Consider the following 24,512-nt stretch of genomic DNA (forward strand, 5'->3'; position numbering starts at 1 on the left):
CTCGCGCGGGGCGCTTCGCGCCAGGGAGGGGGTCCTTCGGGACCCCCTCCTTTTTTGTATAGAGAAACCCGTTCTGCTTTTCGTGGCAGGACGGGTTTTTGTTTTTGGACATCGCATCAGGCGGTCGCTCTATGCGAGGTCCGGTGCGTTGCATTTACCGTGCCGCAGACGCCGTGAAGACAACGCGGTCAGGGCGTCATGCTGCGCCGGCCACGAAAACGCCCCGTCTCTCTAGCAGAGGCGGGGCGTATGCATCAGCGGTTTTCTGCGGTGTCGAGGAGCGGCTCTATCCAGGTCTGCCAGGCGTCGTCGTCAGGGGCGATGCGCGTACATCCTCCCCAGATATCGCCGAAAAGCTCTTCGGTGCGGTCGGGGAGTCCGAACTTGTCGCCCGCGATGACGATGGCGTGTTCGTATACGCCGCGCGGGCCATGCTCGAGCATGTTCATGGCCTCGGTAAGCCCTTCGCCGCGTAGCAGCTCGAGCTGCCCGAGCTCGTCGACGAAAAGAACGTTCTTCGCCGCGTCGAGACGGAAGGTGCCGTCTTCCAACGCGCGAAAGTGCTCATTGACGCGGGCGATGGCGTCGTCCGATATATGCCACCGCAGTCGCGCCCGTCCTGCCTGGCTTTCCGCGACGTAGTTCCCGTCTTGTTCGGCCAAGTCCGTTCGCCGTGCGAAGGGCACGATGTCGTGCCCTGGCAACAGAAGGTTGTCAATGCCGGTCTTTTCCAGCGAACCGTCGTCGTGCTTTACCCAGACGCCGGGCGCGAGCACGCCGCAGCAGCCTATGCCTGCCGCCTCGAGCGCGCGGACGGCCCTTTGAAGCCAGCGGGTTTTTCCGATCTGCACGTTGCCCGTCAGTATCAGAAGCATCGAAGTTCCTTCCTTGTCGCCTACGGCGACGTCGCTTGCGAATCGAGTCTTCGCGGCGCGCTCGGCTAGTCCTGCAGGTTCAGTTCGAGGCCCGGCTTGACCACGCGCATCATTTGCACCGCTTCGCCGAACAGCCTTCCCTGGCCGCTGCGAACGGCGAACGAGGTCTTCTCGGGGTCGTTGACGACGCTTCCCGCCAGCACGTCGGCGTGGTAGTCGAACAGGATCGGAGAAGCCACCACGCTCGGACCCGTCAGGATGCACAGGGAGTTGTGAGACAGCTCCAGAAGGCGAGGCAGGGTCTTATTGGTCGTCGTGGTGCCGGTGATGAAAACGACGTCCTGAGAAGGCAGCACATACTCGCACGCGGGGTCGGGCAGGTCGCCTTCGCTGCAGGAACGCTCGAGGACCGTCAGCTCGTCGCAGCGTTCGGCGAGCTCGTACACATGGGGGAAGTGGCCGATGACGGTGACCTTGCCGTCTTTCATACGCGGCGTGAATTCGCCGAAGGCTTCGCGCTTGCGCTCGTCGCGCGCCAAGAGCTTGGGCTCTTCGTAGACGGCGCCCAAGGGGTCGAGCAGCTCCTTGCGCGAATACCAAGCGTTCAATGCGGCGACGCCGAGGGTCGCCTCTTCGAAGTTCCAGCTTTTCGCGAGGCGCGCGACGCTTTTCAGGTCGTGGCCGCGCAGGTCGGGGCGCTTGCGCGAGCCGACCTGGCCGCCCTTCATGGTCCAGGCGACGCCGCATCCGCATTCGGCATCGAGATAGGTCCAATGCAGGCCGAGGCTGTAATCGCGCACGGCGATGCCTTCGGGCACGCCGTCGATGAGCCTGTCGTAGAGTTCCCACGGGTTGGTGCTCGTCGTGTTTTCCATTGGTTCGTTCCTTCCTGAGGGGCGCGGGGCTCCTTGTCGTTTCGGCCGAGGGCCGGTTGTCCGTAAAGCCGTTAAAGCGGAATGCAGACGCGCCGCGGCGATCCGTCCACGTCCACGTCGGAAACGTGGATCGGCGTCTGGTAGATCGCCTCCATGCGCGGCTTGGTGATGATTTCGTTAGGCGTTCCCATGCAGGAAACGCTGCCGTCTTTCATGACGATGACCGTGTCGGCGCAGTACACGGCGTGGCCAGGGTCGTGGGTCACCATGAGTACGGTGGCGCCGCGGTTCGATAGCTCCTTCATGCGCGAAAGCACGATCTGCTGGTTGCCGAAGTCGAGGCTTGCCGTGGGCTCGTCCATGACGATGAGCTCGGGCTGCTGTGCCAAGGCGCGCGCGATAAGCACGAGCTGCTGCTGGCCGCCCGAAAGCTTCGTGTAGGTGCGCTCGGCCAGCTGTTCGATGCCCAGCATGCAGAGCGCGTCCCATGCGACCCGCTTGTCGTTATGCGAAAGGCCCGAGAAGCGCCCGATATGGGGCGTGCGCCCCATGAGGACGACGTCGGCCACCGAAAAGGGAAACGGCGGCGTGTGGGCCTGGGGGATATAGGCGATGTGGCGGGCGCGTTCGGCGTCGCTGAGCGATGCGACGTTCTTCCCGTGGATGAGCGCGCTTCCGCCCATGGGGGGAAGCAGGCCGAGGACCGTTTTGAGCAGCGTGGTCTTGCCGCATCCGTTCGTGCCGATGATGCAGGCGAACTGGCCGCGGTCGAGCGTGAATGACGCGTCGTTCACGATCACCTTGCGGTGGTAGCCGCAGGTCAGGTCACGCACGTCGAGAAGCGGCTCGTCGGCTTTCGTGGCGATGCCGTTTTCGCAACCTGCGGCAGAGGCCGTCGTGTTCGAATCGAGCGGCATGGGTTACCACCCCTTCATGTTGTGCTTGAAGATCACGATGAAGAACGGAACGCCGATGATGGCGGTGAGGATGCCGATGGGAATCTCAAGGCTGAGCAGCATGCGGCACAGGTCGTCGACGAGCAGCAGATAGCTGGCGCCGATGAACATCGACGCGGGGATCAGGGCGCGGTAGTTCGGCCCGACGATGGCGCGCGCGAGGTGCGGGATGACCAGGCCGACCCAGCCGACGACGCCCGAGACGGCCACCGAGACGGATACGATCAGGGTCGATGCGAAGATGACGATAAGGCGGACGCGCGAGACGTTGATGCCGAGGCTGCGGGCCTCTTCTTCGCCGAAACTCAGCGCATTGAGCTTCCATCGCTCGAGCATGAGCACGCCGAATCCGGCTGCCATGGGGATGATGATGGCGAACAGATCGTTTTGGTCGACGCGGGAGAATCCGCCCATGAGCCAGAACGTGATTTCGGGGAGCTTATCGTTGGAATCGGCTAGGAATTTAAGCAGGGAAACGCCTGATTGGAACAGGGTCGATATCAGGATGCCGCCCAGGACGAGCCCAAGCAGTTCGTCGTATCTGATCACGCGATTGAGCCATACGACGCAGCCGACGGCCACCATGCCGCCCACGAAGGCGAAGACCTGGACCATGGTCGAGGGCATGTCGAGCACGAGCGCCAGGCATGCGCCCAGGCTTGCGCCCGCCGAAGCGCCCAACAAGTCGGGCGAGACCAGCGGGTTGCGAAACATTCCCTGGTATGCCGCGCCTGCGGCCGCGAGCGCGGCGCCTACCATCACGACCACGAGGATGCGCGGCAGACGGATGTTGAGCAGCGCGGTTTGCGTCTGCGGATCGACGGCCTCGGGGTTGAAGATGCTATTGAAGATGGTCGGGATAAGCTCGCTCGGAGGAATGGGATATTTGCCCACCGAAAACGACGCGACGATGATGACGATGAGGGCGGTGAGGATGCCTGCCTTCGCCCAAGGAGAAAGCGGTTTGCCGAGTTTTTGCTCCGCAAGTTCGTCATCGACGGAAGAAGGCCCTTCCGCCGCAATGCGCTGGGCGCAGTTCTCCAGGCGTTCCGTTCGATGGTTCACGCGATGCTCCTTGCCGAGCGGCGAGGCCGCTCATTCCCCCTTTTGGTGCGTTTATATTATTCGTGAAAAAGAATATTTCTACAAGAGCATAAAAGGCTGGACGAAACGAAGCGGGACCGTTACACTCGATTCAATTATTCTCGCCTGTGAATAATATCGCCTATGGAATAGGACGATTGCCGGGCGAATGGGACAGGTCCGCATTTCGTGCGGGCTTGCAAGGAAGGGGAATGGAATGAAGAAACCGATGAAGGGAGCGGCGGCTTTCGCGCTCGTCGGCTGCCTGGCGTTTTCCGCGGCCTTGTTCGGCTGCGCGTCGGGAGAAGACCAGGCCGCTCCGGAGGCGGGGCCTCAGGCCGCCGAACAGTCCGCCGCAACCGAGCAGACGGTGACCGACGACGCGGGCCGTACGGTGACGCTGCCCGCGGCCGAGCAGCTCGAGAAGATCTACTACACCAGCCCCGCCGGCCAGATCTTCTGCTTCACGCTGGCGCCTGAGCTGTGCGCCGGTACCACGATGGACTTCACCGAGCAGGAGCTCGCCAATCTGCCTGCCGACATCGTCGGCCTGCCGAATCTGGGCACCCTCGCCGGCGGCAAGGACCTCAATCCCGAGGCTATCATGGCCGCAGGCGTGCAGGTCGTCTTTTCGGTGACCACGGTCGAGCCAGGCGATAAGGACGCTTCCGACGCCGACGCGCTTCAGAGCCAGACGGGCATTCCCGTGGTTGTGATCGACGGCACCTTCGACAAGACCGCCCACTGCTACGAGATGCTGGGCCGGATCCTCGGCAAGCAGGACGAGGCTAAGAAGATGGCCGACTACTGCACCAAGGTCGCTTCCGATGTCGCCGCTGCCGTGGCCACCGTCCCCGAGGACGAGCGCATCAGCCTGTACTACGCCGAGGGTCCCGAAGGCCTGCAGACCGAGCCCACCTCTTCTTCGCACGCTCTGGTGTTCAAGCTCGCCGGCGCCAAGAACGTCGCCGAAGACCTCGAGGCCGAGGGCGGCAAGGGCAAGACCCCCGTTTCTCTCGAACAGGTGCTCGCATGGAATCCCGACGTCATCATCGCATGGGACGCCCAGCGCTTCGAGGGCGGCTCTGACGAGCTCATCCGCACGGATCCAAACTGGGCTACGGTGAAGGCGGTCCAGGACGGTCGCGTGTACGCCATGTGCCAGACCCCGTTCTCTTGGCTCGACCGCCCGCCTGCGGTGAACCGCTTCATCGGCCTGCAGTGGCTGACCAACCTGCTGTATCCCGAGGCCTATGACATCGACATCGTCGAGGAGACCAAGAACTTCTACAGCATGTTCTATCACCGCGACCTGACGGACGACCAGGTGATCGAGCTTCTTGGCAACAGCTATCAGGGATAGCCCCCAACCGAGTCCCCCTTACGAAAGGACGCCTGCGGCATTGCCCGGGCGTCCTTCTTCGTATGGGGCCTTGTTCGCCGCGCGCCGCGGTGCGTTTTCGGTGACGAAGCGAGCTGTTTTCGGCCGTCTTTTATAATGAAAGACGTCATATATGAGAAGCGGCGTTTCGGGGCGACGGGCCTCGGCTTGCCCGTCGCGGGGCGTCCTTGCGTGCCCATGCCCGATGAAAAGGAGCGTTTTCTCAGATGGTCGAGCCATGGTATCCGATGTCTTCTACGGGGTTTCCGCTGGGCAGAGACGAGCTGATAGAGCAAGACGAGCATTTCATGCGTCTGGCCATCGAGCAGGCGCGTCGTGCGGCCGCCGCGGGCGAGGTGCCTATCGGCGCCGTGGTGGTGTGCCAAAACGAGGCGATCGCCGAGGCGTGCAACCATCGCGAGGCCGATTGCGACCCTTCGGGCCATGCGGAATTCAGCGCCGTGGTGCAGGCGTCGCGCGAGCTCGAGCGATGGCGTCTGCCCGATTGCACGGTGTATGTGACGCTCGAGCCGTGCATCATGTGCGCGGGCCTTATGCATCAGGCGCGTATCGGGCGATGCGTCTACGGCGCGGCCGATGACAAGGCCGGTGCGCTGGGGTCGCTTTATCGCGTGCACGCCGACGAGCGTCTCAACCATACGTTCGAGGTGACGCCGGGCGTGCTCGAGGACGAATGCGTCGCCCTGCTGAAAGACTTCTTCGCTGAACGCCGCGGCGAACGGCAGCTGAAAGAGAGGAATCGATGAACCAGACTTTGACGGTCTTTTCGCCGGCGAAGGTGAACCTGCATTTGTCCATCGGGGCGAAACGCGCCGACGGTTACCACGACGCCTATTCGGTGATGCATGCGCTCACGCTGCACGACACGGTGACGGTTCGATGCGAGCGCGAGACGGAAGATGCTCCGATTGCCGTCGACGTGCGCTGCACGACCCATGGCGGCGTGGACGAGCTGTCCATCGCGTCCGAAGACAACATCGCCTATAAGGCCATGGTGGCGCTTGCCGACGAATTCGGCCTGTCCGATGCGGGCTATCGTTTCACCGTGCATATCGACAAGCACATTCCGCACGCGGCGGGCCTGGGCGGCGGATCGTCGAACGCGGCGGCTGCGCTTTTGGCGGCGTGCCGCGTGTTCGGCATCGACCCTGATGGCGAGCGCGTTTTCGCCGTTGCATCGAAGATCGGCGCCGACGTGCCGTTTTTCCTGCGCGGCGGCTGCGCGCAGCTCGGCGGCCGCGGCGACGTGTTCGAGCGCGACCTTGCGCCCATGAACGCCCCCGTGGTGCTGGTGCGCCCCGACAGCGGCGTTTCGACGGCGGCGGCCTACCGTGCGTTCGACGAGAACGCGGGCCAGGCGGACCTGCGGGCGCAGGGCGTTTCGGCTGAGCGCGCTCAGGATGTGCAGCTGTACAACAACCTTGCCGCCGCGTCCGAAACGGTGATGCCGGAGCTGGTTGAGGTGAAGGACTGGCTGCGGCAGCAGGTCGGCGTGGCGCGCGATGCGAGCACGGGCGAGCCTTGCGTGCTTCTTTCGGGAAGCGGTTCGGCCACGTTTTGCGTGTGCGAGTCGATGAACGCGGCTTACGCCGTCGTGTCGGCGGCGAAGCAGCGCGGCTGGTGGGCGCGTAGCTGTTCGTTCACGTCGGCGGGCGCGCGTATCGTCGAGGGACGCGTTCCTGGTGCGGCGCGCACGAATGTCGGCGCCGTGCATAAAAGCTGGTAACGGCGCGTTTTCAGAAAAGCGTCCGTGCCGTGGAGCCGATATAATCGCTTCAAGGAGCACGGAGGCTCCCGCACGCTGAGGAAAGAGGGACCCATGGTCTTTTTGGTAATCGCCCTTGTCATCGCGGCGCTCGTCGTTGCGGCGATCGTGATGTACAACAACCTGGTGAAGATGCGCAACAGGGTGGATAACGCCTGGTCGCAGATCGATGTTCAGATGCAGCGCCGCCTCGATTTGATTCCGAATCTGGTCGAAACGGTGAAGGGCTACGCATCGCACGAGTCCAAGACGCTCGAGGGCGTGACCGCCGCGCGCTCCGCCGTGGCGAATGCGTCGAACGCCCATGACAAGATGGCCGCAGACAATGCGCTGACGGGTTCGCTGAGGGGTCTGTTCGCCGTGTCCGAGGCATATCCCGACCTGAAGGCGAACGCCAACTTCCAGCAGCTCCAGGCTGAGCTCTCTTCGACGGAAGACAAGATCAGCTATATGCGCCAGAGCTATAACGATACGGTTATGAAATACAACACGGCCATCCAGTCGTTTCCGGCTGTGCTGTTTGCGGGGCTGTTCGGGTTCAAAGAGCGCGAAAGCTTCGACGCGTCGGCCGACGCGCATGTCGTTCCCGATGTGAAATTCTAAGCACGTTATTTCGGCAAAAAAAATCTTACAGACGAAGGCGGTCTTTAAGGGCCGCCTTTTTGCGTATTAAGCCTTTTTTGATGGATGTTGCAGCCGAAGCGCGTATAAACGAAAACAGGCTCGGACGAATCCGAGCCTGTGGCATTCCTTCTGGCGGAGAGCTGGGGATTCGAACCCCAGATACCCTTTTGGGGTATACTCACTTAGCAGGCGAGCACCTTCGGCCTCTCGGTCAGCTCTCCGTAAAGGTGTAGGCTGCATAATAGCGTTACGGCTGCATAAAAGCAAGGAGTGTCGATGGTCTCGACTACGACAAATTCACAACGTCTTTCATCGGGCCCTGTCGGGCCCTCGCTCGATTGCGCGTCCGCCTGCGGTGCATCTGGTGCCGTTTGCGTGTCCGAACTGCGCATTTGTGAAAATGCGACCCCGAATGAATCGTACTCGCGCGCCTTCTCGGGCGCGTTTTCTTCTCATTCGCTCATTCTGGCGATCGCGGCGATCGTGGCGGTTCTGGCCGTAGCATGCATAACGCCTCTCACGGCGTATGCGAAAAGCTACACCTGCCCGAGCGTCGAAATAAACGCCGTCGCGGGCCAGGACGCCACACTTTCTGTCACTGAAACGCGCACGTTCGATTTCGACGGAACGTTTTCGGCGGTGTGGTGGAGCTTCGACTCCATGCCCTCGAACGAATGCGAGCTTACGGTCTCTTCGATTAGCTTGGCGCCTGAAGGCGGTCAAGCCGTCTCGCTTCCCGAGGTAGAATTCCAGCGCACGTGGCGCGAGTCGGGCGGTCCCGCCGAGCCTGCGTTTTCGGTCGACGTCGATCGCAAGACCGTGTACGTGTTCGCTCCCATGGCGGATGCGCGCATCGATGTGACCCTGACGTACTCCATCTCCAATTTCGTGCAGATCTATGACGATGTGGCCGAGCTGTATTGGCAGTACGTCGGCCACGGATGGAGCGTCGACAGCGACCACGTGGTGGCATCGGTGCATGTACCGGTGCCTGCGGGAGCCGACGCTCGTACCGACGACGCCCTGCGCGTCTGGGGCCACGGCCCGCTCGACGGCACGCTTTCCTTCGATGGCGCCGGCGTCATCTCCATGACGGTGCCTTCGGTGAAGGCGGGCGGCTACGCCGAGGTGCATGCGGTGTTTCCCCGCGCGTGGATGAGCGCCGTCTCGTCTTCGTCTCCCGCCGTGCATACGGGCGAGCGTCTCGACGCAGTGCTTCAGGACGAGGAGCGCCTGGCCAATCAGGCCAACGCCGAGCGCATCCGCTCCCTGGCGCTTATCGTGGCCTGTCTGGCCGTTTCTCTTGCAGTGATCGTCTGGGCTCTTGTGATGTTCTTCCGCCACGGCAAGGAATACAAGCCCAAATTCAACGAGCAGTATTGGCGCGATGTGCCCGAAAAGGGCATCCATCCCGCCGTGATCGGCCGCCTGTGGCGCTGGAATTCCCAGAGCAAGAACGACTTGCAGGCGACGCTCATGCATCTGTCCAGCATCGGCGCCATCCGCCTGGACGCCGGTAGCTACGAGCGTCCGTCGGGATCGCGCACCGAGACGGTCAACGATTACTACATCACGCGCCTCCCTGGTTGGGAGGAGAAGGTGGCGGACAGTCCGATCGACGGCCGCGCCATGGATCTTTTGTTCGAGAAGGTCGCGCAGGGCTCTGACGCTTTGTGGTTCGGCACGGTCAGCCAGTACGGTTCCGAGCACCCCGAGGCGTTCATGGGCCTGTTGAACGGCTGGCAGGGCGTGGTTTCCGCCGAAACCAACAAGCAGGACTTCTTCGAGGCCAAGGGCGCACGCTACCAGGGTGCCATGTTCGCCCTGGGAGCCCTGGGCGTCGTCGCGGGAATCTGCGGAGTGGTCTTCTTCGATAATTTCATCCCGCTGATTGCGGCCGCACCCACTATCGCGGTGCTGTTCATCGTGGGTGCCGTGATGTCGCGCCGAAGCGAGCGCGCTGTCGAACTGCATGCCAAGTGCGAGGCGCTGCGCCGCTGGCTGAAGGATTTCAGCGCGCTTGACGAGCGTCTTCCCACCGACGTGAAGGTGTGGGGCGAGATGATGGTGTACGCCTATGTGCTGGGCGTCGCCGACGAAGCGATCAAGGCTCTGCGTATGCGCATGCCTCAGATCGTCGAAGACGACGATTTCCTGCCCGTGTATTACTGGATGATGCCCCACTACTACGGGACGGGCTTCGGCGCGTCGGCGATGAACAGCCCGCTCGATGCCTTTACGGCCATGCAGTCGAATACGGTCGATGTGGCGAAGGCGGCCATGAGCGCGGCTTCGGGCGATTTCTCGAGCGGCGGCGGCTTCGGCGGCGGCTTCTCCGGAGGCGGAGGATTTTCCGGAGGCGGCTTCGGCGGCGGAGGCGGCGGCGCGAGGTAGGCGGTATACTGCCTTCGGAATGAAGCGGCGCCGCGGCGCCGGATAACGTGCGATAGGAGAGAGTTCATGTCTTGCGATCACAAGAAACCCGTCGTCGGCATCATCATGGGCAGCGAAAGCGATATGCCCGCCATGGAGCCCTGCATGAAGCAGCTCGACGAGTTCGGCGTTCCCTACGAGGTGAAAGTGGCGTCCGCCCATCGTAAGCCGCTCGAGGTGCACGAGTGGGCCGAGTCGGCCGAGGAGCGCGGCATCCGCGTCATCGTGGCCGCCGCCGGCAAGGCGGCGCATCTGGGCGGCGTCGTGGCTGCTTACACCCCGCTGCCTGTGATTACGGTCCCCATGAAGACGAGCGACCTCGGCGGTCTGGATTCGCTGCTTTCCATGGTGCAGATGCCCTCCGGCGTGCCCGTGGCCTGCGTGGCGATCAACGGCGCGAAAAACGCCGCGGTGCTGGCCGTTCAGATGCTCGGCACGGGCTGCGAGACCGCTCGCCAGAAGATCAAGGACTTCAAGGCAGCCATGGCCGAATAGCGCATCGGGTCGGGCCTCCGACCGAGGCGACGGTCCTCATATTAAGTATTTAGGCCGCTGGAGCGTTTGCGCTTCGGCGGCCTTCCTTTGTACATACAGCGAGGCGGGCCGCCGCGAGCGGCTTTGCGATGTCCTACCTTAAGGCACGGGGGTCGAACGAGTTGACCAGGTCGACGAGTTCTTGTTTGCGATGGATGTCAAGTTTCGCATAGATGCGTTTACTGTGCGTTCTGATGGTGTTTTCCGAAACCGTAAGGGTTTCGGCAATGCGCGCAACCGTGCTCCCGCGCGCTATCAGCTCCATCACTTCCGCTTCGCGGTCGGAGAGCTTGTAATGTTTCTTTACCAGTATGCATTGCTTGGAGATGCGATCGACTAACGGCCTCTTCCCGGTGCTTTCCGCTTCCGCGCTGGCGCTCGGTCTGTTGCGTTTTGCGGGGGCGGCGGCTGTGGGAATCAGTTCGATACGCTCGGCGCGAGCTCTATTGGGCGACAGCGCCTGCTTGAATCCTCCTTGTCCGACGAAATACACCAAAGCTAATAGATATATCGACAAGAGCGCAATCGATGTGAGTGATTGCGATCCGAAGGCATTCAGGTCTCCGACGAAAATGCCCATGATATATCCGGCGTCGTGGAGCATGTAGACGATACCGCCGAAGAAGCCATAGATGAAAACAGGATTAACGCTGCGCTCGCGCGATGCTTGAGCGCATTGGATCATCATGAGGACGACTGCGCAGTCGTAGAGGGCATAAAGGACTCCCGCGAATGGGGCGATGTAGTTTTTGCCGAGAATCGGCAGGAGGACGAAAGCGCTTATGACGAATGGGAATACGACGCGAAAAGCCGATGAGATATTAAGTTGCAGCGATTTTTTCTGCCATGTTGCTGTGAAGGCGACTCCTACAACAAGCATGCTTGCCATGGACAGCATATTGACGGTCGCTCCAACCTCGGGGCTTTCGATGGCGATCGCTCGAATGACGCCGCACGAAAGCGCAAATGCACCTATGCAGAAGGCGCTTCTCCAATAATCCTTCAAGGTCTGCAGATACGAGCCCGCATGCTGTCTTGGAAGATTTTCGAACATGGGCTGTGACAGGTCGGTGTTGCGACTTGCTATCAGGATGGAGAGGGCGAATAGCGGCATGAAAACCGACGGGATGAGAAAGACCGTCACCGCTGGGGGAATGAGATAAAGGGCGAAATAAATTATCGGAGCGAATACGGTTCCCAGAATGAGATCCCTATTGCCGACGGCTGGCTTTTGCGAGGCGAAGAGGCGTTGCCATGCCATATAGAAACCTGCCGATCCGAAACCTATAAGAGCCCCTCCCGCGATTGCGAGCTTCAGTGCGCTCGCTTGTAGATATACGGCCGCGATGAGTGCGCACCATCCCAAAAGATAGGGAAGCCCTGCTGCCCAGACGAGAAATCTGCGCGCTGGTCCGGGGAAAAAGCACACGCCTAGAGTGCTTGCGAAATAGCTTGCTGCGAAAACAAGCGATTGCGCAAGGAAAAATGCTGCGGTGAACGAGCTTGTTTGAATTGCCATGGGAAGGAATGGGAAAACGCCGCCCCATACGGCCGTCGCGTTTACGGCTAGAAAAAGCGCATATCCAAGGCTACGTGTGTTGGGCGTGTATCGTGCGTATTTTTTTTGCATTCCCCATGGACCCCCTCGCCGCTTCTGTGATTTTGGCAAGTCTATCGTGCGGCGCGCTTCAATATGCGCGTTTTACTGAAATATGTGACATTTCTCGAATGCAAAACGTTAAATGACACGTTGTATGTGACACGGCATGGCGCCTTTCGGGCGCATACTTCGGGGGTCTTTTCGACCGTTGCTATTGCGGATCGCCCGCGACGGTCTATGTATGGGTATTTCAAAAAAAGGGGGAAACATGTCCACGAACACGCATGCCGTGAGTCGTCGTTCGTTCCTGAAGACGACAGGCGCTCTTGGCGCTCTGGCTGCGGCCGCCGGCGGCGCTGCAAGCGCCGATGCCATGTTCGGCACTGCGCCTGTCGCTTTCGCCGACGGGCAGGAGACGACGACCTGGGGCCATTGTGCCATCAATTGTCCTGGGCGTTGTTCTCTTCGTTTTCACGTGAAGGATGACGAGGTCGTTTGGGTCGATACCTTTACGAGCAAAGACGCCGGTTTCGATGACCTTCAGCCGCGCGCATGTCTGCGCGGCCGCACTTATCGTCGTTGGCTTGCTCACCCTGATCGCCTGAGCTATCCCATGAAGCGCGTCGGCAAGCGCGGCGAAGGAAAATTCGAGCGCATTAGTTGGGATGAGGCGATCGACACGGCCGCATCGAAGCTGAAGGAGGTCATTGGCACGTACGGAAACGAGGCGGTTTTCGTTCCGTATGCTACGGGCGTCTCGGCCTCTACTTCTCGTCCGTTTAACCGAATGCTCAATCTTGTGGGCGGCTATTTGAATTTCTACAATAGCTACTCTACGGCTCAAATTTCTTGCATCACTCCGTATATGTATGGCAATAAGCAGGCGGGCGGTTCTACGCTCAGCGCTGCAGAAGATGCCGAGCTTATCTTGATTTTCGGTTCGAGCCCCACGGAGACCCGTCAGGGTGGTTTGACCACGCATTACGACTGGGTTCGCTTGCGCGAAAAAACCAATGCGAAAATCTATATCATCGATCCCCGCATGAACGATTCGGTCATGGGGCATTCTGAGACGTGGCTGCCGATCAATCCCGGCACCGATGCTGCGTTTGTTGCCGGCGTTGCGCACTACCTTATCGAGAATGACATGGTCGATCTCGACTTCCTGCATACCTATTGCGTGGGCTATGACGAAGAGACCATGCCGGAGGCGTACAAAGGCATGAATATGTCTTACTACGACTACATCATGGGCTTCGGTTATGACATGGTTGAAAAGACCCCTTCGTGGGCGTCGAAAATCACGGGCATTCCCGCAGAGACTATTGAGAAGATCGCTCGCGAAATCGGCACTACTAAGCCTCTGTATGTCAATCAGGGATGGGGTCCTCAACGTCGTTCCAACGGCGAATGGACTGCCTGGGCCATCATGGCATTGCCGTGTCTTGTCGGCCAAATCGGCCTTCCTGGAACCAGCAACGGCACACGCGAGGCCATCCAATCGTGTTCTCTGGGCAAGCTGTCTGCGGGCGAGAACCCCGTGAAGAAGAGCATTCCGTGTTTCTTGTTTACCGACGCTATCGACCATGGCCCCGAAATGACGGCGAAAAACGCCGGCGTTAAGGGGGGAGATAAGCTTGAAGTCGGCATTAAGTACATGATCAATTATGCAGGCAATTGCTTGACCAATCAGCATTCCGATATTAACAAGGCCCACGATATTCTGGCCGATGAGAGCAAGTGCGAGTTTATTCTGGGCATTGATACCGTGATGTGCGACTCGCTGAAGTATTGCGACATTATCTTGCCTGACTTGTTCCGTTTCGAGCAGGTTTCGCAGATCGCGACCGGTTCAGACCATGGCTACATGATTACCGGTCAGCCGTGCACGTCTCCGAAGTTCGAGCGCAAGACCGCTTACGAGATGGCCTCTATGATGGCCGAGAAGCTGGGCGTGAAAGAAGAATTCACCGAGGGCAAAACCGAGGAAGAGTGGATTCGCGAAATTTACGAAGGCACTCGCGAGAAGAATCCCGCTCTCCCGACCTGGGAAGAAGCCGTTGAGCAAGGTGTTTATGTCGAGAAAAAGGCACCTTTCATTTCGATGGAGAAGTTTCGTGCCGACCCCGTTGCCAACGCTCTCGATACTCCTTCGGGAAAAATCGAAATCTTTTCGGAAAAGCTGCTGCAGTTTACCGAGGGCTGGGAGCTTCAGGATGGCGATACTTTGAAGGGGATGAGCACCCTTCCTCCTCTTCCCGTGTATATCCCCGAATGGTACGGCGTTGAGTCGACTACCGATGAGTTCCCTCTGGTTTTGACGGGCTTCCACTACCGCGGTCGTATTCACTCTTCTTGGGGCTTCATCGAGGACCTCAAGGAAGTCAACCCTCAGGAGGCTTGGATCAATCCCCTGGATGCGCAGGAGCGCGGCATTGAGCAGGGCGATACGATTCGCGTTAAAAACCAGTTCGGCATCATCGAGCTTTTGGCGAAAGTTACGTCGCGCGTTGTTCCTGGAACCGTGGCGGTGTCTCAGGGAGCCTGGCATATGGCCGATATGTACAGCGATCCCGAACGGGTTGATAGGGGAGGCAGCATCAACACGCTGACTACCCAGCGTCCGTCTCCTCTGTCTAAGGGCAACCCGCAGCACACCAATATTTGTCAGGTCGAGAAGGTTTCCGCATAAGCGGGCCGTGTGACGAAGAGAGGAATGAGATATGACTCAGTATGCGTTTCATTTCGACGCGACGCGCTGCACTGGCTGTAAGACCTGCGAGTTCGCTTGCAAGGACTACAAAGATCTCGATGCCGATTCGGCGTATCGCAAGGTCTACGAATGCGCCGGCGGCGAAACTGTTCGCGATGCCGATGGATGCATCAGGACCACATGCTTCAGCTACCCGGTTTCCATTTCTTGCAATCATTGCGACAGCCCCGCATGCATGCAAGTCTGCCCTACGGGCGCAATGCATAAGGACGACCAGAGCGGTCTTGTGAGCGTGGACGAGGGGAAGTGCATCGGTTGCGGATATTGCCACATGGCGTGTCCGTATAACTCGCCGAAGGTCGATCGTGAGAAGGGCCATTCGGTTAAGTGCGATGGATGCGCCGAACGCCTTTCTGCGGGAGAGTCTCCCGTTTGCGTGGAGGCGTGCCCTGCGCGTGCTCTGGCGTTTGGTCCCGTTGAGGAGATGGGCAAGCTCGGGGAGCGCGCGAGCATTGCGCCTTTGCCCGATGCGTCGCTTACTTATCCGAATTTGTTTGTAAAGGCGTGTGCTGATGCCCAGCCTTCCGATAGCCGTGCGGGTAAAATCGTGAATCCCTTGGAGGTGCTCTAATATGGAAACCGCTTTGAATGAACTGCCTTTGGCGATCTTCACGACGCTGGCACCGTTGGGCGCAGGCGCTTTCGTCGTGCTGGCCATTGCTGTTTGTTCCCTCAAGTTGGAGGTCGGGCAGCTTAAAGCTATCGACCGTTTGTCGCTGATTCCTGCTGGAGCAGTGGCAGCCGGCTTTGTCGCCTCTTTCTTCCACCTCGCTTCGCCCCTTCATGCTCCGAGTGTTTTCATGGGCATCGGGCACTCTCCTCTTTCCAATGAAATTGCGGTTGGCATGGTGTTCTTTGCGGCCATGGCTGTCTATGTTCTTCTCGGAATGTTCGGCAAGCTCTCTCTGTCGGTTCGCAAGCCTTTTTCCTTGGTCGTTGCGGTGCTCGCTTTGATTTTCGTGGTGTTTACAGGTTTGGCCTATATGATGCCCACTATTCCTTCGTGGAATTCCCCTCTCGTCCCTCTTGAGATGTTGGGCATGGCTCTTTTCGGCGGTACGCTTATCGGCCTTTTCGTTCTTGCGTTGGCCGGCGCCATCGATGGCCGTGCTGCGCATATGGTGAAATCTCTCGCGTTCATTCTCGGTTTTTCGGGTTTTGTCGCAGCTGCCGTTGCTCTTGTCGGTCATGTTGACATGTTGGGAGAGCTGTGGAGCCCCGCTGTTGCGGGTGCCACGTTGGCTGAGCCTGTCGTGCCGTATCTGTGTGGCGCGGGTCTTTGCGGGGTCGTCGCTGTTGCGTGCTTGGGTGTGGTCTGCTTTGGTAAGAGGACTTTGGCTCCGGCCGCCGTCGGCTCGGCTGTTGCGCTTGTCGGTACGTTTTTGGTGCGTTTCGCCTTTTACGCTATGCAGATGTCCATAGGTTTGTAAGAGCCGAAATAGGCTGGCAGGGCGAGCGGCTTATGGCCGCGCGCCCTGCTTGATTTCGATGCGACGACGTTGCGCCCCGGTTTCTTGCATTTCTTTTCGCGAGCTTGCGCAGGCGGTTTTTGCGTTTTGCGTAGCGCGCCGTCTGCTTCAGGGAAAGGACGCTTATGTTCGATAGATATGGCGAAGCCGCAATTGCATGCGGGGCTTTGGGTCCGTTTTTTGTAACCGATCCGAGCGCCGATGGAATGGATGTCGCCTTTGCTGCCTATGCGGGCATTGATGAGGCCGTTGTTGCGAGAGAGTGGCCGTTTGTGAGCCGCGACAAGGCGCGCGATTGCTTGTCGCTTATGCGTGAAGGATCGGCGCGGGGTGTGGAAGACGCCCTTGTATGGGAGTATCGCCGCTTGTTTGTGGGGCCCGGCCCCATGCCCGCGCCGCCGTGGGGTTCGGTCTACACCGATCGAGAGTGCGTGGTATTTGGGGAGGCGACGCTCGCCTTACGCTCGTGGATGCGTTCTTCGGGCATTGCTCGTTTGGGTGACGAGAAGACTCCCGAAGACCATATCGGACTCATGTTGCTTTTGGCTGCGTGGCTTGCTGGTAACAGGCCCGGGCTGATGGGCGAGTTTCTTCAAGAACATCTTTTGCCTTGGTCTTCCCATATGCTTGACCAGCTCGAGAAGGCTTCCTGCCATCCGTTCTATCGCGGGATTGCGGGATTGGCCAAGTTGACGCTTGAGGGCCTGGGGGAGGCTATGGACCTGCATCCTGTCGAGCCGCGTTTTTATCGCTAGTGTTATTTTAAGAGCGCGCTCTGGCGCGTTCTTTTTATATGCTAAAGCTTCGTTTTCGACGTGCGATTCAGCGTCGATGGCATGAAGACGGGAGGTGGGTATGCCGCTTGGATTCGAAACGGCGTTAGGGGAGATAACGCTTGTTTTGTTTACTACGTTGGCCCCTTCGGGCATTGTGGCCTGCGCGATAATGGCGGGAGTTTTAGTGTTCTCTCCCCTCGGCGCCGCCGAAAGGATTCGCATCAACCGTGGCTTGTGCGTTCCTCTGGTCATTACTATGGTGGGATTGGTGGCGTCTGCTACGCATCTCGGGAGTCCCGCGAACGCGTTGTATGTGTTTCTCGGGGTGGGGCGGTCTCCATTGTCGAACGAAGTGTTTGCGGCCGTGCTTTTTCTGGCCTCGTGCGGATTGTACTGGCTATTTTGCTTTACTGAGAAGCAGTATGTGACCGCCCAAAAGGCCTGGTGTGTTTTCATCATCGTGACTGGAGCGGTGTGCGTGGGGGCTATTGCCCGTGCCTATGACGCCCCTACTATAGTCACGTGGAGCACTCCGTTCGTTCCCGCGAATGTGTGGCTTTCGGCGTTTGCGGGAGGGCCGCTGCTCGGTATGGCTTCGCTGCGTGTCGCTCGCGCTGTCTGTTTGCATAGGCTTGCGAGCAAGGTATTGCTGGCTGTTTCGTTTGCTGCTTTGGCCGCGAACCTATCGGTCTTGGCGGCGCAAAGTGTCGATCTTTTCAATATTTGGAACGGATATGGGACCGCGGCGAGCTTGGTGCCGTGGTACCCCGCGATGGTGGTTCTATACGGCATGGCGGGAATTGCTGCCGTGCTATTTGTTGCTGCCGCGATGCGCGGAGGCAAGCTGCCGAGCGCATCGAAGCTCGGTGCTTGTTGCGTCTTGTTTTTTGCGGGTCTTTTCGTTGTGCGGTTCGGTTTTTATATGATGCATATGACCTATGGCATGGGTATTTGATTTCTTGTGGTGTTGCAAGCGAGGTTCTGGCATCGGCGTAAGGGATGGTGGCGGCTTGGCGCTCGGCGCCGCTAATGAGGCTGCGCATGCTTGTCTTCGTCGCTGCATGCAGCGCCCGACGGTTGCCGGCGTCGGTGTCGATTCTCGTGCCGCCAGCCTTAAGGGCCTCCGCTCTTATCGTGGAAGCGCGGCTTTTGGTCGTCGCCGGCCGTTCGTGAAACTTCATACGCCGTTTGCAAGACCGCTCTTGTTTTTGTGGACGCATACTGCTTGTTTTTGAGGTTTCGCCCCTCGGGGGTATACTTGCAAGTTCGTGAATAAACACAACGAGGGGAAACCGATGGAAGCATTCGGGTCGATCGATGCAGGCGCATGGTCTATCGTGCCGCCTCTTCTGGCGCTCGCGCTCGCGCTGATCACGAAAGAAGTGTACTCCTCGCTGACGATCGGCATTTTCGTCGGCATGGTTATCTATACGTTCGTCGGAACGGGTTCTGGCATCGACCAGCTGATCCAGGCGTTCACGATGGTGCCGCAGATGATGGCGGCGCAGATTTCAGCGAATTCGTCGTTGTTGCTGTTTTTGGCGCTGCTCGGCGCGCTGGTGGTGCTGGTCGCTCTTGCCGGCGGGTCGCGCGCATACGGCGAATGGGTGACGAGCCACGTGAAGAACGCGCGTTTGGCCAAGATTCTCACCGCGCTGCTCGGCCTGATGGTATTCATCGACGACTACTTCAACTGCATGACGGTGGGCGCCGTGATGCGCCCCGTGACCGACCGTTTCCGCGTGAGCCACGAGAAGTTGGCGTGGATCATCGACTCCTCGGCAGCTCCTGTGTGCATCATCGCCCCGGTGTCGAGCTGGGCGGTGGCCGTGGGCGGCTACCTGGGCGAAAACGGCTTCAGCACGTTCGTCGAGTCCATCCCGTACAACTTCTACGCCCTGGCCACGATCGTGTTCGTGTTCTACGTCTGCGCGTCGAACATGGACTTCGGCCCCATGCTCGTAGCCGAGCGCCGTGCCCGAAACGCCGGCCTGCTCGATCCGCATCCGCATAAAGAGACCGTCGAAGATGCTCCTGAACAGGTTGAATTCGACGGCATGCGCGTGTCTGACAAAGGCACCGTGCTCGATTTGGTCATCCCCATCGCCACGTTGATCGTATTCTCCGTGGTCGGTATGCTGTATCGCGGCGGGTTTTTCGAGGGCGTCGATTTCGCCACGGCTGTCGGAGCCGATCCGATCGCGGGCCTGTGCATCGGCGCCGCCGTCGCCTTGGTCGTCGCCGCGGCCATGTATCTGCCGCGCGGCCTGACTACGCTTTCGGGCTACATGGACGGCATGTCCGAGGGCTTGAAGTCTATGGTTTCCGCCATCATGATCCTGGTTTTGGCCTGGTCGCTGGGCGGTGTGTGCCGTTATATGATCGGTACGGGCCCCTTCGTCAGCGATATGCTGAATGGCCTTGGCGTCGGCATGGAGCTGCTGCCTGCGATTATCTTCGCCGTCTCGTCGTTCATCGGCTTTTCTATGGGCACGAGCTGGGGCACCATCGCGCTAGTCCTGCCTATCGTGTCGGGCGTTTTCGATCCGTCTGACCCGCTGTTCTTGGTAGCGGTCGGCGCTACGCTGGGCGGCTCGGTGTACGGCGACCATATCTCTCCGATATCCGATACCACCATCCTGTCGTCGACGAGCGCGAAGTGCGATCTGCTCGACCACGTGTCCACGCAGACGCCCTACGCGACCATCGTGTTCGTGGCGGGTCTGATCGCGTACCTGCTGACGGGTTACCTGCATACGCCCTGGGCCGGCCTGGCGCTCACTATCGTGCTTTCCGTCACGACGTTCACGGTGCTCGCCAAGCGCGACATGGCGAAAGAGACGTCCGCCGCGCGCTAGGCGTCGGCGCTGCACCGCATGTCGTGGAAGTAATCGCGGAATTCCACGTCGTGCGTGCTGTGCGGGCACATGAAGCGATGCGCCGCCAGGAAGTATTCGTCGGTCATGCCGGCCAGGTAGTCCACCGCGATGCGATGCGGCTCTTCATCGCGGTAGGGCGCGCTTTCGTCGTAGAGGCGGCGCTGGCCTTCGATCTTCTCGATGAAGTGCTTGTAGACGGGCGCGTTTTCGTCGCCTGCCGCCAGGTCGGCGAGGATGGTCTCGTAGAGTTCGGCGAACATGGGCTCGATCTGTTCCTTGTAGACGTCGCCTTGCTCGTCGGCCAGGTAGATGCGCTCGTAGTTTTCCGCCTTTGCCGTTTTCAGACTGCAGAAGGCCTCTTCGCTCATGGCGATGCGGTCGCGCATGTAGCTGTGCTCGACGATGTCGACGGTCAGGTTGTTGATGATTTCGGCGTTCTGCGTTCCGACCGCGCCGTCGGAAAACACTCCGTCGTCGGCGAGCGAGCCGACGCCCACGGCATCTTGGCGGTCTTTGCCCACGTAGGCGATCATATCGGAAATACGCACGACGCAGCCCTCGAGCGTGGACGGCCGCAGCGTCGCTATGACGCTCTGGTCGATCGAGCATGCCTCCGCCAGTTCGTCGAACGTTTCGAAATCGTGCGTCTCGTCGCGCAGGAATTCCTGCTGGCTGCTTTCCCCGTTGTGGCACAGGATGCCGTCGAGCGTCTGCAGCGTGACGTTGCGTGCGTAGAGCGTGTCGAGCACGCGCACGGAATGCACGTTGTGGTTGAAGAAACGCCCCGTGTCGGCGTGGTACAGGTTGTTCAGAATGCGTTCTCCCGCATGGCCGAAAGGGGTGTGTCCCAGGTCGTGGCCGAGCGCGATGGCCTCGGTCAGGTCTTCGTTCAGGCCGAGCATCCGCGCGATCGTGCGGGCCGTGCGCGCGACGAGTTGCACGTGAAGTCCGCGGCGGCTGATGTCGTCGTTGCGTACGAAGCTGAACACCTGGGTCTTGCCTGCGTAGCGGTTGTAGGGCGCCACGTTGAGAATCTTGTCGATATCGCGCACGAAGGGCGGTCGATGCAGCCGTGGCGACATGTCGCGGGCGGGGTTGCGCCTGACGGCGTCTGCGTCGTCGGTGCGATACGGATTGGTGCGCCCCGCGGCGCGGTCGGCTTCGAACTGCTCGATGAAGTCTTTGCTGAAATTGCGGTACGTCACAGGTTCCGCCTCCTTCGGTCACGGCGGAGAGGGCCGGTCGGTCATTCCGTCAGTATAAGGGGTGCGTCGCCCGCCTGCGCCTCCCTGCGCGAAAGAGGCATGGGGGCGCCGCTCATCTGACCATGCGCGCCGTCAGCCGCGGCCGTTCGCATGAATGCGCGCGACTATGCGAAAAACGCGGCATATCGGGGCTTTGCACCCCTTCACTTTAGTGTGCGGTAGTAGTACAGTAACGCAATCGCCTTGAAGAAGATCGCGAGCGGCTTCTCCTCTCTCTTGCTGTCTGACGAGCTCTCAGGGCATTCTCCCTGAGAGTCGCGCCTGATGACGCGGCTCTTTCTTTTTTGCTTGATTAGGGTCGGTTTCGAGCGCCGCAACTGTGGCGGCCGGGCGAAGCATTCCATATTGGCCTGCGGCGTCAGTGCAGGTGGCCTATAATGAACCCCTTACTATTCCCGGCCGCGTTGCGGCCCGCAAGATAAAGACGAGGTACGGTTTCAATGGTCGATCACCAGAAAGCGCAGCAGGCCGTTGCCATGCTGCTCGAGGCTATCGGCGAAGACCCTTCGCGCGAAGGTCTGGTCGAGACGCCCGCGCGTGTGGCTCGCATGTACGAAGAAGTGTGCGGCGGTTATGACGAGAACGCCGCCGAACATCTGAGCACGACGTTTCATGTCGACGGCAGCGAGATGGTCGTCGAGCGCGATATTCGTTTCTATTCGCTGTGCGAGCATCATCTGCTGCCGTTTTTCGGCACGGCGCATGTCGCCTACATCCCCGACGGCGAGGTCACGGGCCTTTCCAAGCTCGCGCGCACCGTCGAGGTGTTCGCGCGACGCCTGCAGCTGCAAGAGCGCCTGACGGCCCAGGTGGCCGACGCTCTTATGGACGACTTGCACGCTAAGGGCGCGATCGTCATGGTGCAGGCCGAGCATATGTGCATGTCCATGCGCGGCGTGCGCAAGCCCGGCAGCCAGACGGTCACGTTGGCTAAGCGCGGCCTGTTCGCCCAGGATGAGCGCCTGGTCGACGATTTCTTCCGCATGGTTCGTTAATTCGCGCCGCGGCGCGTCTGCGCCGTTTTGCTTGAAAGGAGCCGATCGTGGGTTTTCCTGCGATGCCCGTCATCGAACGCATCCGTTTGCATCCGGAATACCGCAAGCGCCTGTCCCGCCTTTCCGAGCTTGAGGCCGATCGCGAGTTCTGCCGCCACGGCATGGCGCATCTGCTGGATGTGGCGCGCGTGGCCTATATTCTGAATCTCGAACGCGGTCTGGGCTTTTCGCGCGAAATCGTGTATGCGGCGGCTCTTTTGCACGATGTGGGCAAGGGGAAGCAATATGAAACGGGCGCTCCGCACGACGCGCTCGGCGCCGAGATTGCGCGGGGCATTCTGGCCGACACGGGTGATTTTTCGTCCGAGGAGCAGGATGCGATCGTGCGGGCCGTGCGCGAGCATCGTCGGCCGTCGCCCGAGGCCCCTGCGCTCGGCGCCTTGCTGTGCGAAGCCGATAAGGCGTCGCGTGCCTGCTACGAATGTCCCGCGCGCGAAGGCTGTTCGTGGTCTGTTGAAAAAATGAATGCTGGCGTGGGCGTGTAGCCGCGCATCCGCGCTTTCCATACGCCGCCGTCGTTCGCGTCGGCGGCGTCTTCGTATTCGAATCGGGCCGCATCGCGTGACGCGGCTCCTGTGTGCTCGCATTGCGCGGGTGCGGAAAAGGGGAATGCCATGGATAGGATCATTATCGAGAATCTGCAGGTCCACGCGAACCACGGCGTGTTTCCCGAAGAAAACGTGCTCGGCCAGCGTTTCGTCATATCGGCCGTGCTGCATGCCGACCTGCGCGATGCGGGGAAGAGCGACGCGCTCGAGGATTCGATCGATTACGGGGCGGCGTGTCGTCTGATCGATGTCTACGCGCGCAGTACCACCCATAAGCTGCTGGAACGCCTTGCCCAGGGCATCGTCGACGAGCTGTTCGCCGCTTTTCCCACGCTCGAGCGCGTGGAGCTGACGATCAAGAAGCCGTGGGCGCCGATCGGTCTCCCGCTCGATTACGCGGGCATCGCAGTCGATCGCTCTCGTGCCATGCGATAACGCCGCCTAGCCTTCTTCGGAGACGCGCAGCTCTTCTCTGGCCACTTCGTTGGCGTCGATGCGTTGCTTTTTGACGGGCAGTGCCTCGCTAACCACGATGCCTGCGCCTATGAGGACGAATCCGACTGTCATCAAAGCGGTGACGGTTTCGCCGAGGAAGGCGACCGAGAAGATCACGCCGAACACGCTTTCGGTGGCAAGGAAGAGCGCCGCGGGTGCGGGCGCCACGTGCGCTACGCCGACGTTTTGCAGCGAAAGAGCCAGGCACGATGCGAAGACGACGATGTATGCCACGTTCCCGAAAACGCCTGGTTCGCCGAGGACGCTCCAGTCGGGCATGCCCTCGATGAAGAATCCGGCGGCGCATCCGATGATTCCCGCCACCATGAACTGGACCACCGTGAGCGTTAAGGCATCGCGCCCGTCGGAGAGTTTTGCCGTGAACGCGATATGCAGAGCAAGAAACGCAGCGGATACGATAGTGATGATTTCGCCGAATCCCAGCGACATCGTTTCGAACCCTTCCGAGAACGAGACGAAGCCGACGCCCGCCACGCAAAGCACGACGGCGGCCATGTTGTAGCGTGTGGGCCGGATGCGTGAAACGGCCCAGGCGAAAAATGGAACGAACGCGCAGTAGATGCTTGTGAGGAACGAGCTTTTCGCCGCGGTGGTGTCGGTGAGGCCTGCCGTGTTGCAGGCGTAGGACGCCACTAGGAAAATACCGAGAAACACGCCGGCGATCAGGCTTTCGCGGTCGATATGCGTGCGTATGGTGTTGAAACAGACGGCGAACAGGATGACTCCCGAGAAGAAGAACCGGATGCCCACGAGCCATAAGGGCGGCAGCGCGTTCACGGTATCCTTGACGACTACGGTGCCAAGCCCCCAGATGGCGGCGGCGAGCACGAGCATGGCCTTGTACGACCATGGCGGCAGGGCCATGCGTCCTGCGCGATGGCGAGAACGGCCGGAAGCCGGGGGTGTCGTCCTGAGTTCGCTCATGGCGCTATCGTATCCGACGCGGCCGCGTTCGTCTATGGGGTCGAAGGCGGTCGCGGCGGTGGGCGGAACTGCGGTCGCCCGTCATCGGCGCGAGCCGCAAGGAGCTGCATCGGCGCCGCTATCGCGTCCGGAACGCAAGAAGGCCTCGGGTCGCGCCCGA

The 24,512-nt window shown here is 60.3% G+C and carries 22 protein-coding genes and 1 tRNA gene; 15 read left to right on the forward strand and 8 right to left on the reverse strand.

Annotated features, from left to right (window positions below):
• Positions 1-254 precede the first annotated feature (254 nt).
• The 4 genes from Q6E04_RS06765 to Q6E04_RS06780 form a co-directional block, all read right to left on the reverse strand.
• Entirely contained in the window at positions 255-875 is a 621-nt protein-coding gene (locus tag Q6E04_RS06765; protein WP_303250032.1) for a hypothetical protein, read from the reverse strand.
• 65 nt (positions 876-940) lie between these two features.
• Positions 941-1,750 (reverse strand): Rossmann-like domain-containing protein, encoded by an 810-nt coding sequence (locus Q6E04_RS06770; RefSeq protein WP_303250033.1) that lies wholly within the window; start codon positions 1,748-1,750, stop codon positions 941-943.
• A gap of 71 nt (positions 1,751-1,821) precedes the next feature.
• The gene (locus tag Q6E04_RS06775) at positions 1,822-2,667 is read right to left on the reverse strand and encodes an ABC transporter ATP-binding protein (protein WP_303250034.1); all 846 of its coding nucleotides are present in this window, start codon (positions 2,665-2,667) and stop codon (positions 1,822-1,824) included.
• A gap of 3 nt (positions 2,668-2,670) precedes the next feature.
• Entirely contained in the window at positions 2,671-3,771 is a 1,101-nt protein-coding gene (locus Q6E04_RS06780; RefSeq protein WP_303250035.1) for an iron ABC transporter permease, read from the reverse strand.
• 235 nt (positions 3,772-4,006) lie between these two features.
• On the opposite strand from Q6E04_RS06780, the gene Q6E04_RS06785 reads away from it, so the two are divergent.
• The 4 genes from Q6E04_RS06785 to Q6E04_RS06800 all read left to right on the forward strand — a co-directional run bounded on the left by Q6E04_RS06785 (position 4,007) and on the right by Q6E04_RS06800 (position 7,559).
• Positions 4,007-5,152 (forward strand): ABC transporter substrate-binding protein, encoded by a 1,146-nt coding sequence (locus Q6E04_RS06785; protein ID WP_303250036.1) that lies wholly within the window; start codon positions 4,007-4,009, stop codon positions 5,150-5,152.
• A gap of 305 nt (positions 5,153-5,457) precedes the next feature.
• Entirely contained in the window at positions 5,458-5,937 is a 480-nt protein-coding gene (gene tadA, locus Q6E04_RS06790; protein ID WP_368656405.1) for a tRNA adenosine(34) deaminase TadA, read from the forward strand.
• Positions 5,934-6,917, forward strand: coding sequence for a 4-(cytidine 5'-diphospho)-2-C-methyl-D-erythritol kinase (ispE, locus tag Q6E04_RS06795; RefSeq protein WP_303250038.1), 984 nt, complete (start codon positions 5,934-5,936; stop codon positions 6,915-6,917). The genes tadA and ispE overlap by 4 nt, the downstream gene beginning before the upstream one ends.
• A gap of 93 nt (positions 6,918-7,010) precedes the next feature.
• On the forward strand, positions 7,011-7,559 hold the full coding sequence (locus tag Q6E04_RS06800; RefSeq protein WP_303250039.1) for a LemA family protein: 549 nt from the start codon (positions 7,011-7,013) through the stop codon (positions 7,557-7,559).
• 151 nt (positions 7,560-7,710) lie between these two features.
• Here the strand turns inward: Q6E04_RS06800 and Q6E04_RS06805 are convergent.
• Positions 7,711-7,801 (reverse strand) — tRNA-Ser (locus tag Q6E04_RS06805).
• Positions 7,802-8,063: 262 nt separating this feature from the next.
• On the opposite strand from Q6E04_RS06805, the gene Q6E04_RS06810 reads away from it, so the two are divergent.
• Together Q6E04_RS06810 and purE are read left to right on the forward strand one after the other, a co-directional pair.
• Positions 8,064-9,974, forward strand: a complete 1,911-nt coding sequence (locus tag Q6E04_RS06810; RefSeq protein ID WP_303250040.1) for a DUF2207 domain-containing protein — start codon at positions 8,064-8,066, stop codon at positions 9,972-9,974.
• A gap of 66 nt (positions 9,975-10,040) precedes the next feature.
• On the forward strand, positions 10,041-10,508 hold the full coding sequence (purE, locus tag Q6E04_RS06815; protein WP_303250041.1) for a 5-(carboxyamino)imidazole ribonucleotide mutase: 468 nt from the start codon (positions 10,041-10,043) through the stop codon (positions 10,506-10,508).
• Between the two features lie 133 nt (positions 10,509-10,641).
• Here the strand turns inward: purE and Q6E04_RS06820 are convergent, their stop codons facing one another.
• The gene (locus Q6E04_RS06820; RefSeq protein ID WP_303250042.1) at positions 10,642-12,177 is read right to left on the reverse strand and encodes a LuxR family transcriptional regulator; all 1,536 of its coding nucleotides are present in this window, start codon (positions 12,175-12,177) and stop codon (positions 10,642-10,644) included.
• Between the two features lie 238 nt (positions 12,178-12,415).
• Between Q6E04_RS06820 and Q6E04_RS06825 the strand changes: the two genes are divergently transcribed.
• From Q6E04_RS06825 to Q6E04_RS06850, 6 genes are all read left to right on the forward strand, one after another.
• On the forward strand, positions 12,416-14,839 hold the full coding sequence (locus Q6E04_RS06825; protein WP_303250043.1) for a DMSO/selenate family reductase complex A subunit: 2,424 nt from the start codon (positions 12,416-12,418) through the stop codon (positions 14,837-14,839).
• 31 nt (positions 14,840-14,870) lie between these two features.
• On the forward strand, positions 14,871-15,491 hold the full coding sequence (locus Q6E04_RS06830; RefSeq protein WP_123198463.1) for a 4Fe-4S dicluster domain-containing protein: 621 nt from the start codon (positions 14,871-14,873) through the stop codon (positions 15,489-15,491).
• A 1-nt stretch (position 15,492) separates the two neighbouring features.
• Positions 15,493-16,350, forward strand: coding sequence for a DmsC/YnfH family molybdoenzyme membrane anchor subunit (locus Q6E04_RS06835; protein ID WP_303250044.1), 858 nt, complete (start codon positions 15,493-15,495; stop codon positions 16,348-16,350).
• Positions 16,351-16,514: 164 nt separating this feature from the next.
• Positions 16,515-17,144 (forward strand): Tat proofreading chaperone DmsD, encoded by a 630-nt coding sequence (gene dmsD, locus Q6E04_RS06840; protein WP_303250045.1) that lies wholly within the window; start codon positions 16,515-16,517, stop codon positions 17,142-17,144.
• 100 nt (positions 17,145-17,244) lie between these two features.
• Positions 17,245-18,120 (forward strand): DmsC/YnfH family molybdoenzyme membrane anchor subunit, encoded by an 876-nt coding sequence (locus tag Q6E04_RS06845; RefSeq protein ID WP_303250046.1) that lies wholly within the window; start codon positions 17,245-17,247, stop codon positions 18,118-18,120.
• A gap of 340 nt (positions 18,121-18,460) precedes the next feature.
• Complete coding sequence (locus tag Q6E04_RS06850) at positions 18,461-20,023, forward strand: Na+/H+ antiporter NhaC family protein (protein WP_303250047.1); 1,563 nt, start codon at positions 18,461-18,463, stop codon at positions 20,021-20,023.
• Here Q6E04_RS06850 and Q6E04_RS06855 read toward each other — a convergent pair.
• Entirely contained in the window at positions 20,020-21,249 is a 1,230-nt protein-coding gene (locus tag Q6E04_RS06855) for a deoxyguanosinetriphosphate triphosphohydrolase family protein (protein ID WP_303250048.1), read from the reverse strand. The two genes, Q6E04_RS06850 and Q6E04_RS06855, sit on opposite strands and share 4 nt — an antisense overlap.
• Positions 21,250-21,749: 500 nt before the next feature.
• Between Q6E04_RS06855 and folE the strand changes: the two genes are divergently transcribed.
• From folE to folB, 3 genes are all read left to right on the forward strand, one after another.
• A complete protein-coding gene (gene folE, locus Q6E04_RS06860; protein ID WP_123198457.1) occupies positions 21,750-22,304 on the forward strand; it encodes a GTP cyclohydrolase I FolE in 555 nt (184 codons plus the stop codon).
• Between the two features lie 47 nt (positions 22,305-22,351).
• Positions 22,352-22,849 (forward strand): HD domain-containing protein, encoded by a 498-nt coding sequence (locus Q6E04_RS06865; protein ID WP_303250049.1) that lies wholly within the window; start codon positions 22,352-22,354, stop codon positions 22,847-22,849.
• 129 nt (positions 22,850-22,978) lie between these two features.
• The gene (folB, locus tag Q6E04_RS06870) at positions 22,979-23,347 is read left to right on the forward strand and encodes a dihydroneopterin aldolase (protein WP_303250050.1); all 369 of its coding nucleotides are present in this window, start codon (positions 22,979-22,981) and stop codon (positions 23,345-23,347) included.
• 6 nt (positions 23,348-23,353) lie between these two features.
• Here the strand turns inward: folB and Q6E04_RS06875 are convergent, their stop codons facing one another.
• Complete coding sequence (locus tag Q6E04_RS06875) at positions 23,354-24,352, reverse strand: DMT family transporter (protein ID WP_303250051.1); 999 nt, start codon at positions 24,350-24,352, stop codon at positions 23,354-23,356.
• Between the last annotated feature and the right edge of the window lie 160 nt (positions 24,353-24,512).

Source organism: uncultured Slackia sp. (genome assembly GCF_959608125.1).
Classification (GTDB): domain Bacteria; phylum Actinomycetota; class Coriobacteriia; order Coriobacteriales; family Eggerthellaceae; genus Slackia.

Coding starts and splice junctions, on each gene's coding strand:
- ispE (WP_303250038.1), top strand. CDS start 5,934: ATGAACCAGACTTTGACGGTCTTTTCGCCGGCGAAGGTGAACCTGCAT.
- purE (WP_303250041.1), top strand. CDS start 10,041: ATGTCTTGCGATCACAAGAAACCCGTCGTCGGCATCATCATGGGCAGC.
- Q6E04_RS06820 (WP_303250042.1), bottom strand. CDS start 12,177: ATGCAAAAAAAATACGCACGATACACGCCCAACACACGTAGCCTTGGA.
- Q6E04_RS06785 (WP_303250036.1), top strand. CDS start 4,007: ATGAAGAAACCGATGAAGGGAGCGGCGGCTTTCGCGCTCGTCGGCTGC.
- Q6E04_RS06770 (WP_303250033.1), bottom strand. CDS start 1,750: ATGGAAAACACGACGAGCACCAACCCGTGGGAACTCTACGACAGGCTC.
- folB (WP_303250050.1), top strand. CDS start 22,979: ATGGATAGGATCATTATCGAGAATCTGCAGGTCCACGCGAACCACGGC.
- Q6E04_RS06830 (WP_123198463.1), top strand. CDS start 14,871: ATGACTCAGTATGCGTTTCATTTCGACGCGACGCGCTGCACTGGCTGT.
- Q6E04_RS06765 (WP_303250032.1), bottom strand. CDS start 875: ATGCTTCTGATACTGACGGGCAACGTGCAGATCGGAAAAACCCGCTGG.
- Q6E04_RS06835 (WP_303250044.1), top strand. CDS start 15,493: ATGGAAACCGCTTTGAATGAACTGCCTTTGGCGATCTTCACGACGCTG.
- Q6E04_RS06845 (WP_303250046.1), top strand. CDS start 17,245: ATGCCGCTTGGATTCGAAACGGCGTTAGGGGAGATAACGCTTGTTTTG.
- Q6E04_RS06825 (WP_303250043.1), top strand. CDS start 12,416: ATGTCCACGAACACGCATGCCGTGAGTCGTCGTTCGTTCCTGAAGACG.
- Q6E04_RS06875 (WP_303250051.1), bottom strand. CDS start 24,352: ATGAGCGAACTCAGGACGACACCCCCGGCTTCCGGCCGTTCTCGCCAT.
- Q6E04_RS06800 (WP_303250039.1), top strand. CDS start 7,011: ATGGTCTTTTTGGTAATCGCCCTTGTCATCGCGGCGCTCGTCGTTGCG.
- Q6E04_RS06775 (WP_303250034.1), bottom strand. CDS start 2,667: ATGCCGCTCGATTCGAACACGACGGCCTCTGCCGCAGGTTGCGAAAAC.
- Q6E04_RS06850 (WP_303250047.1), top strand. CDS start 18,461: ATGGAAGCATTCGGGTCGATCGATGCAGGCGCATGGTCTATCGTGCCG.
- dmsD (WP_303250045.1), top strand. CDS start 16,515: ATGTTCGATAGATATGGCGAAGCCGCAATTGCATGCGGGGCTTTGGGT.
- folE (WP_123198457.1), top strand. CDS start 21,750: ATGGTCGATCACCAGAAAGCGCAGCAGGCCGTTGCCATGCTGCTCGAG.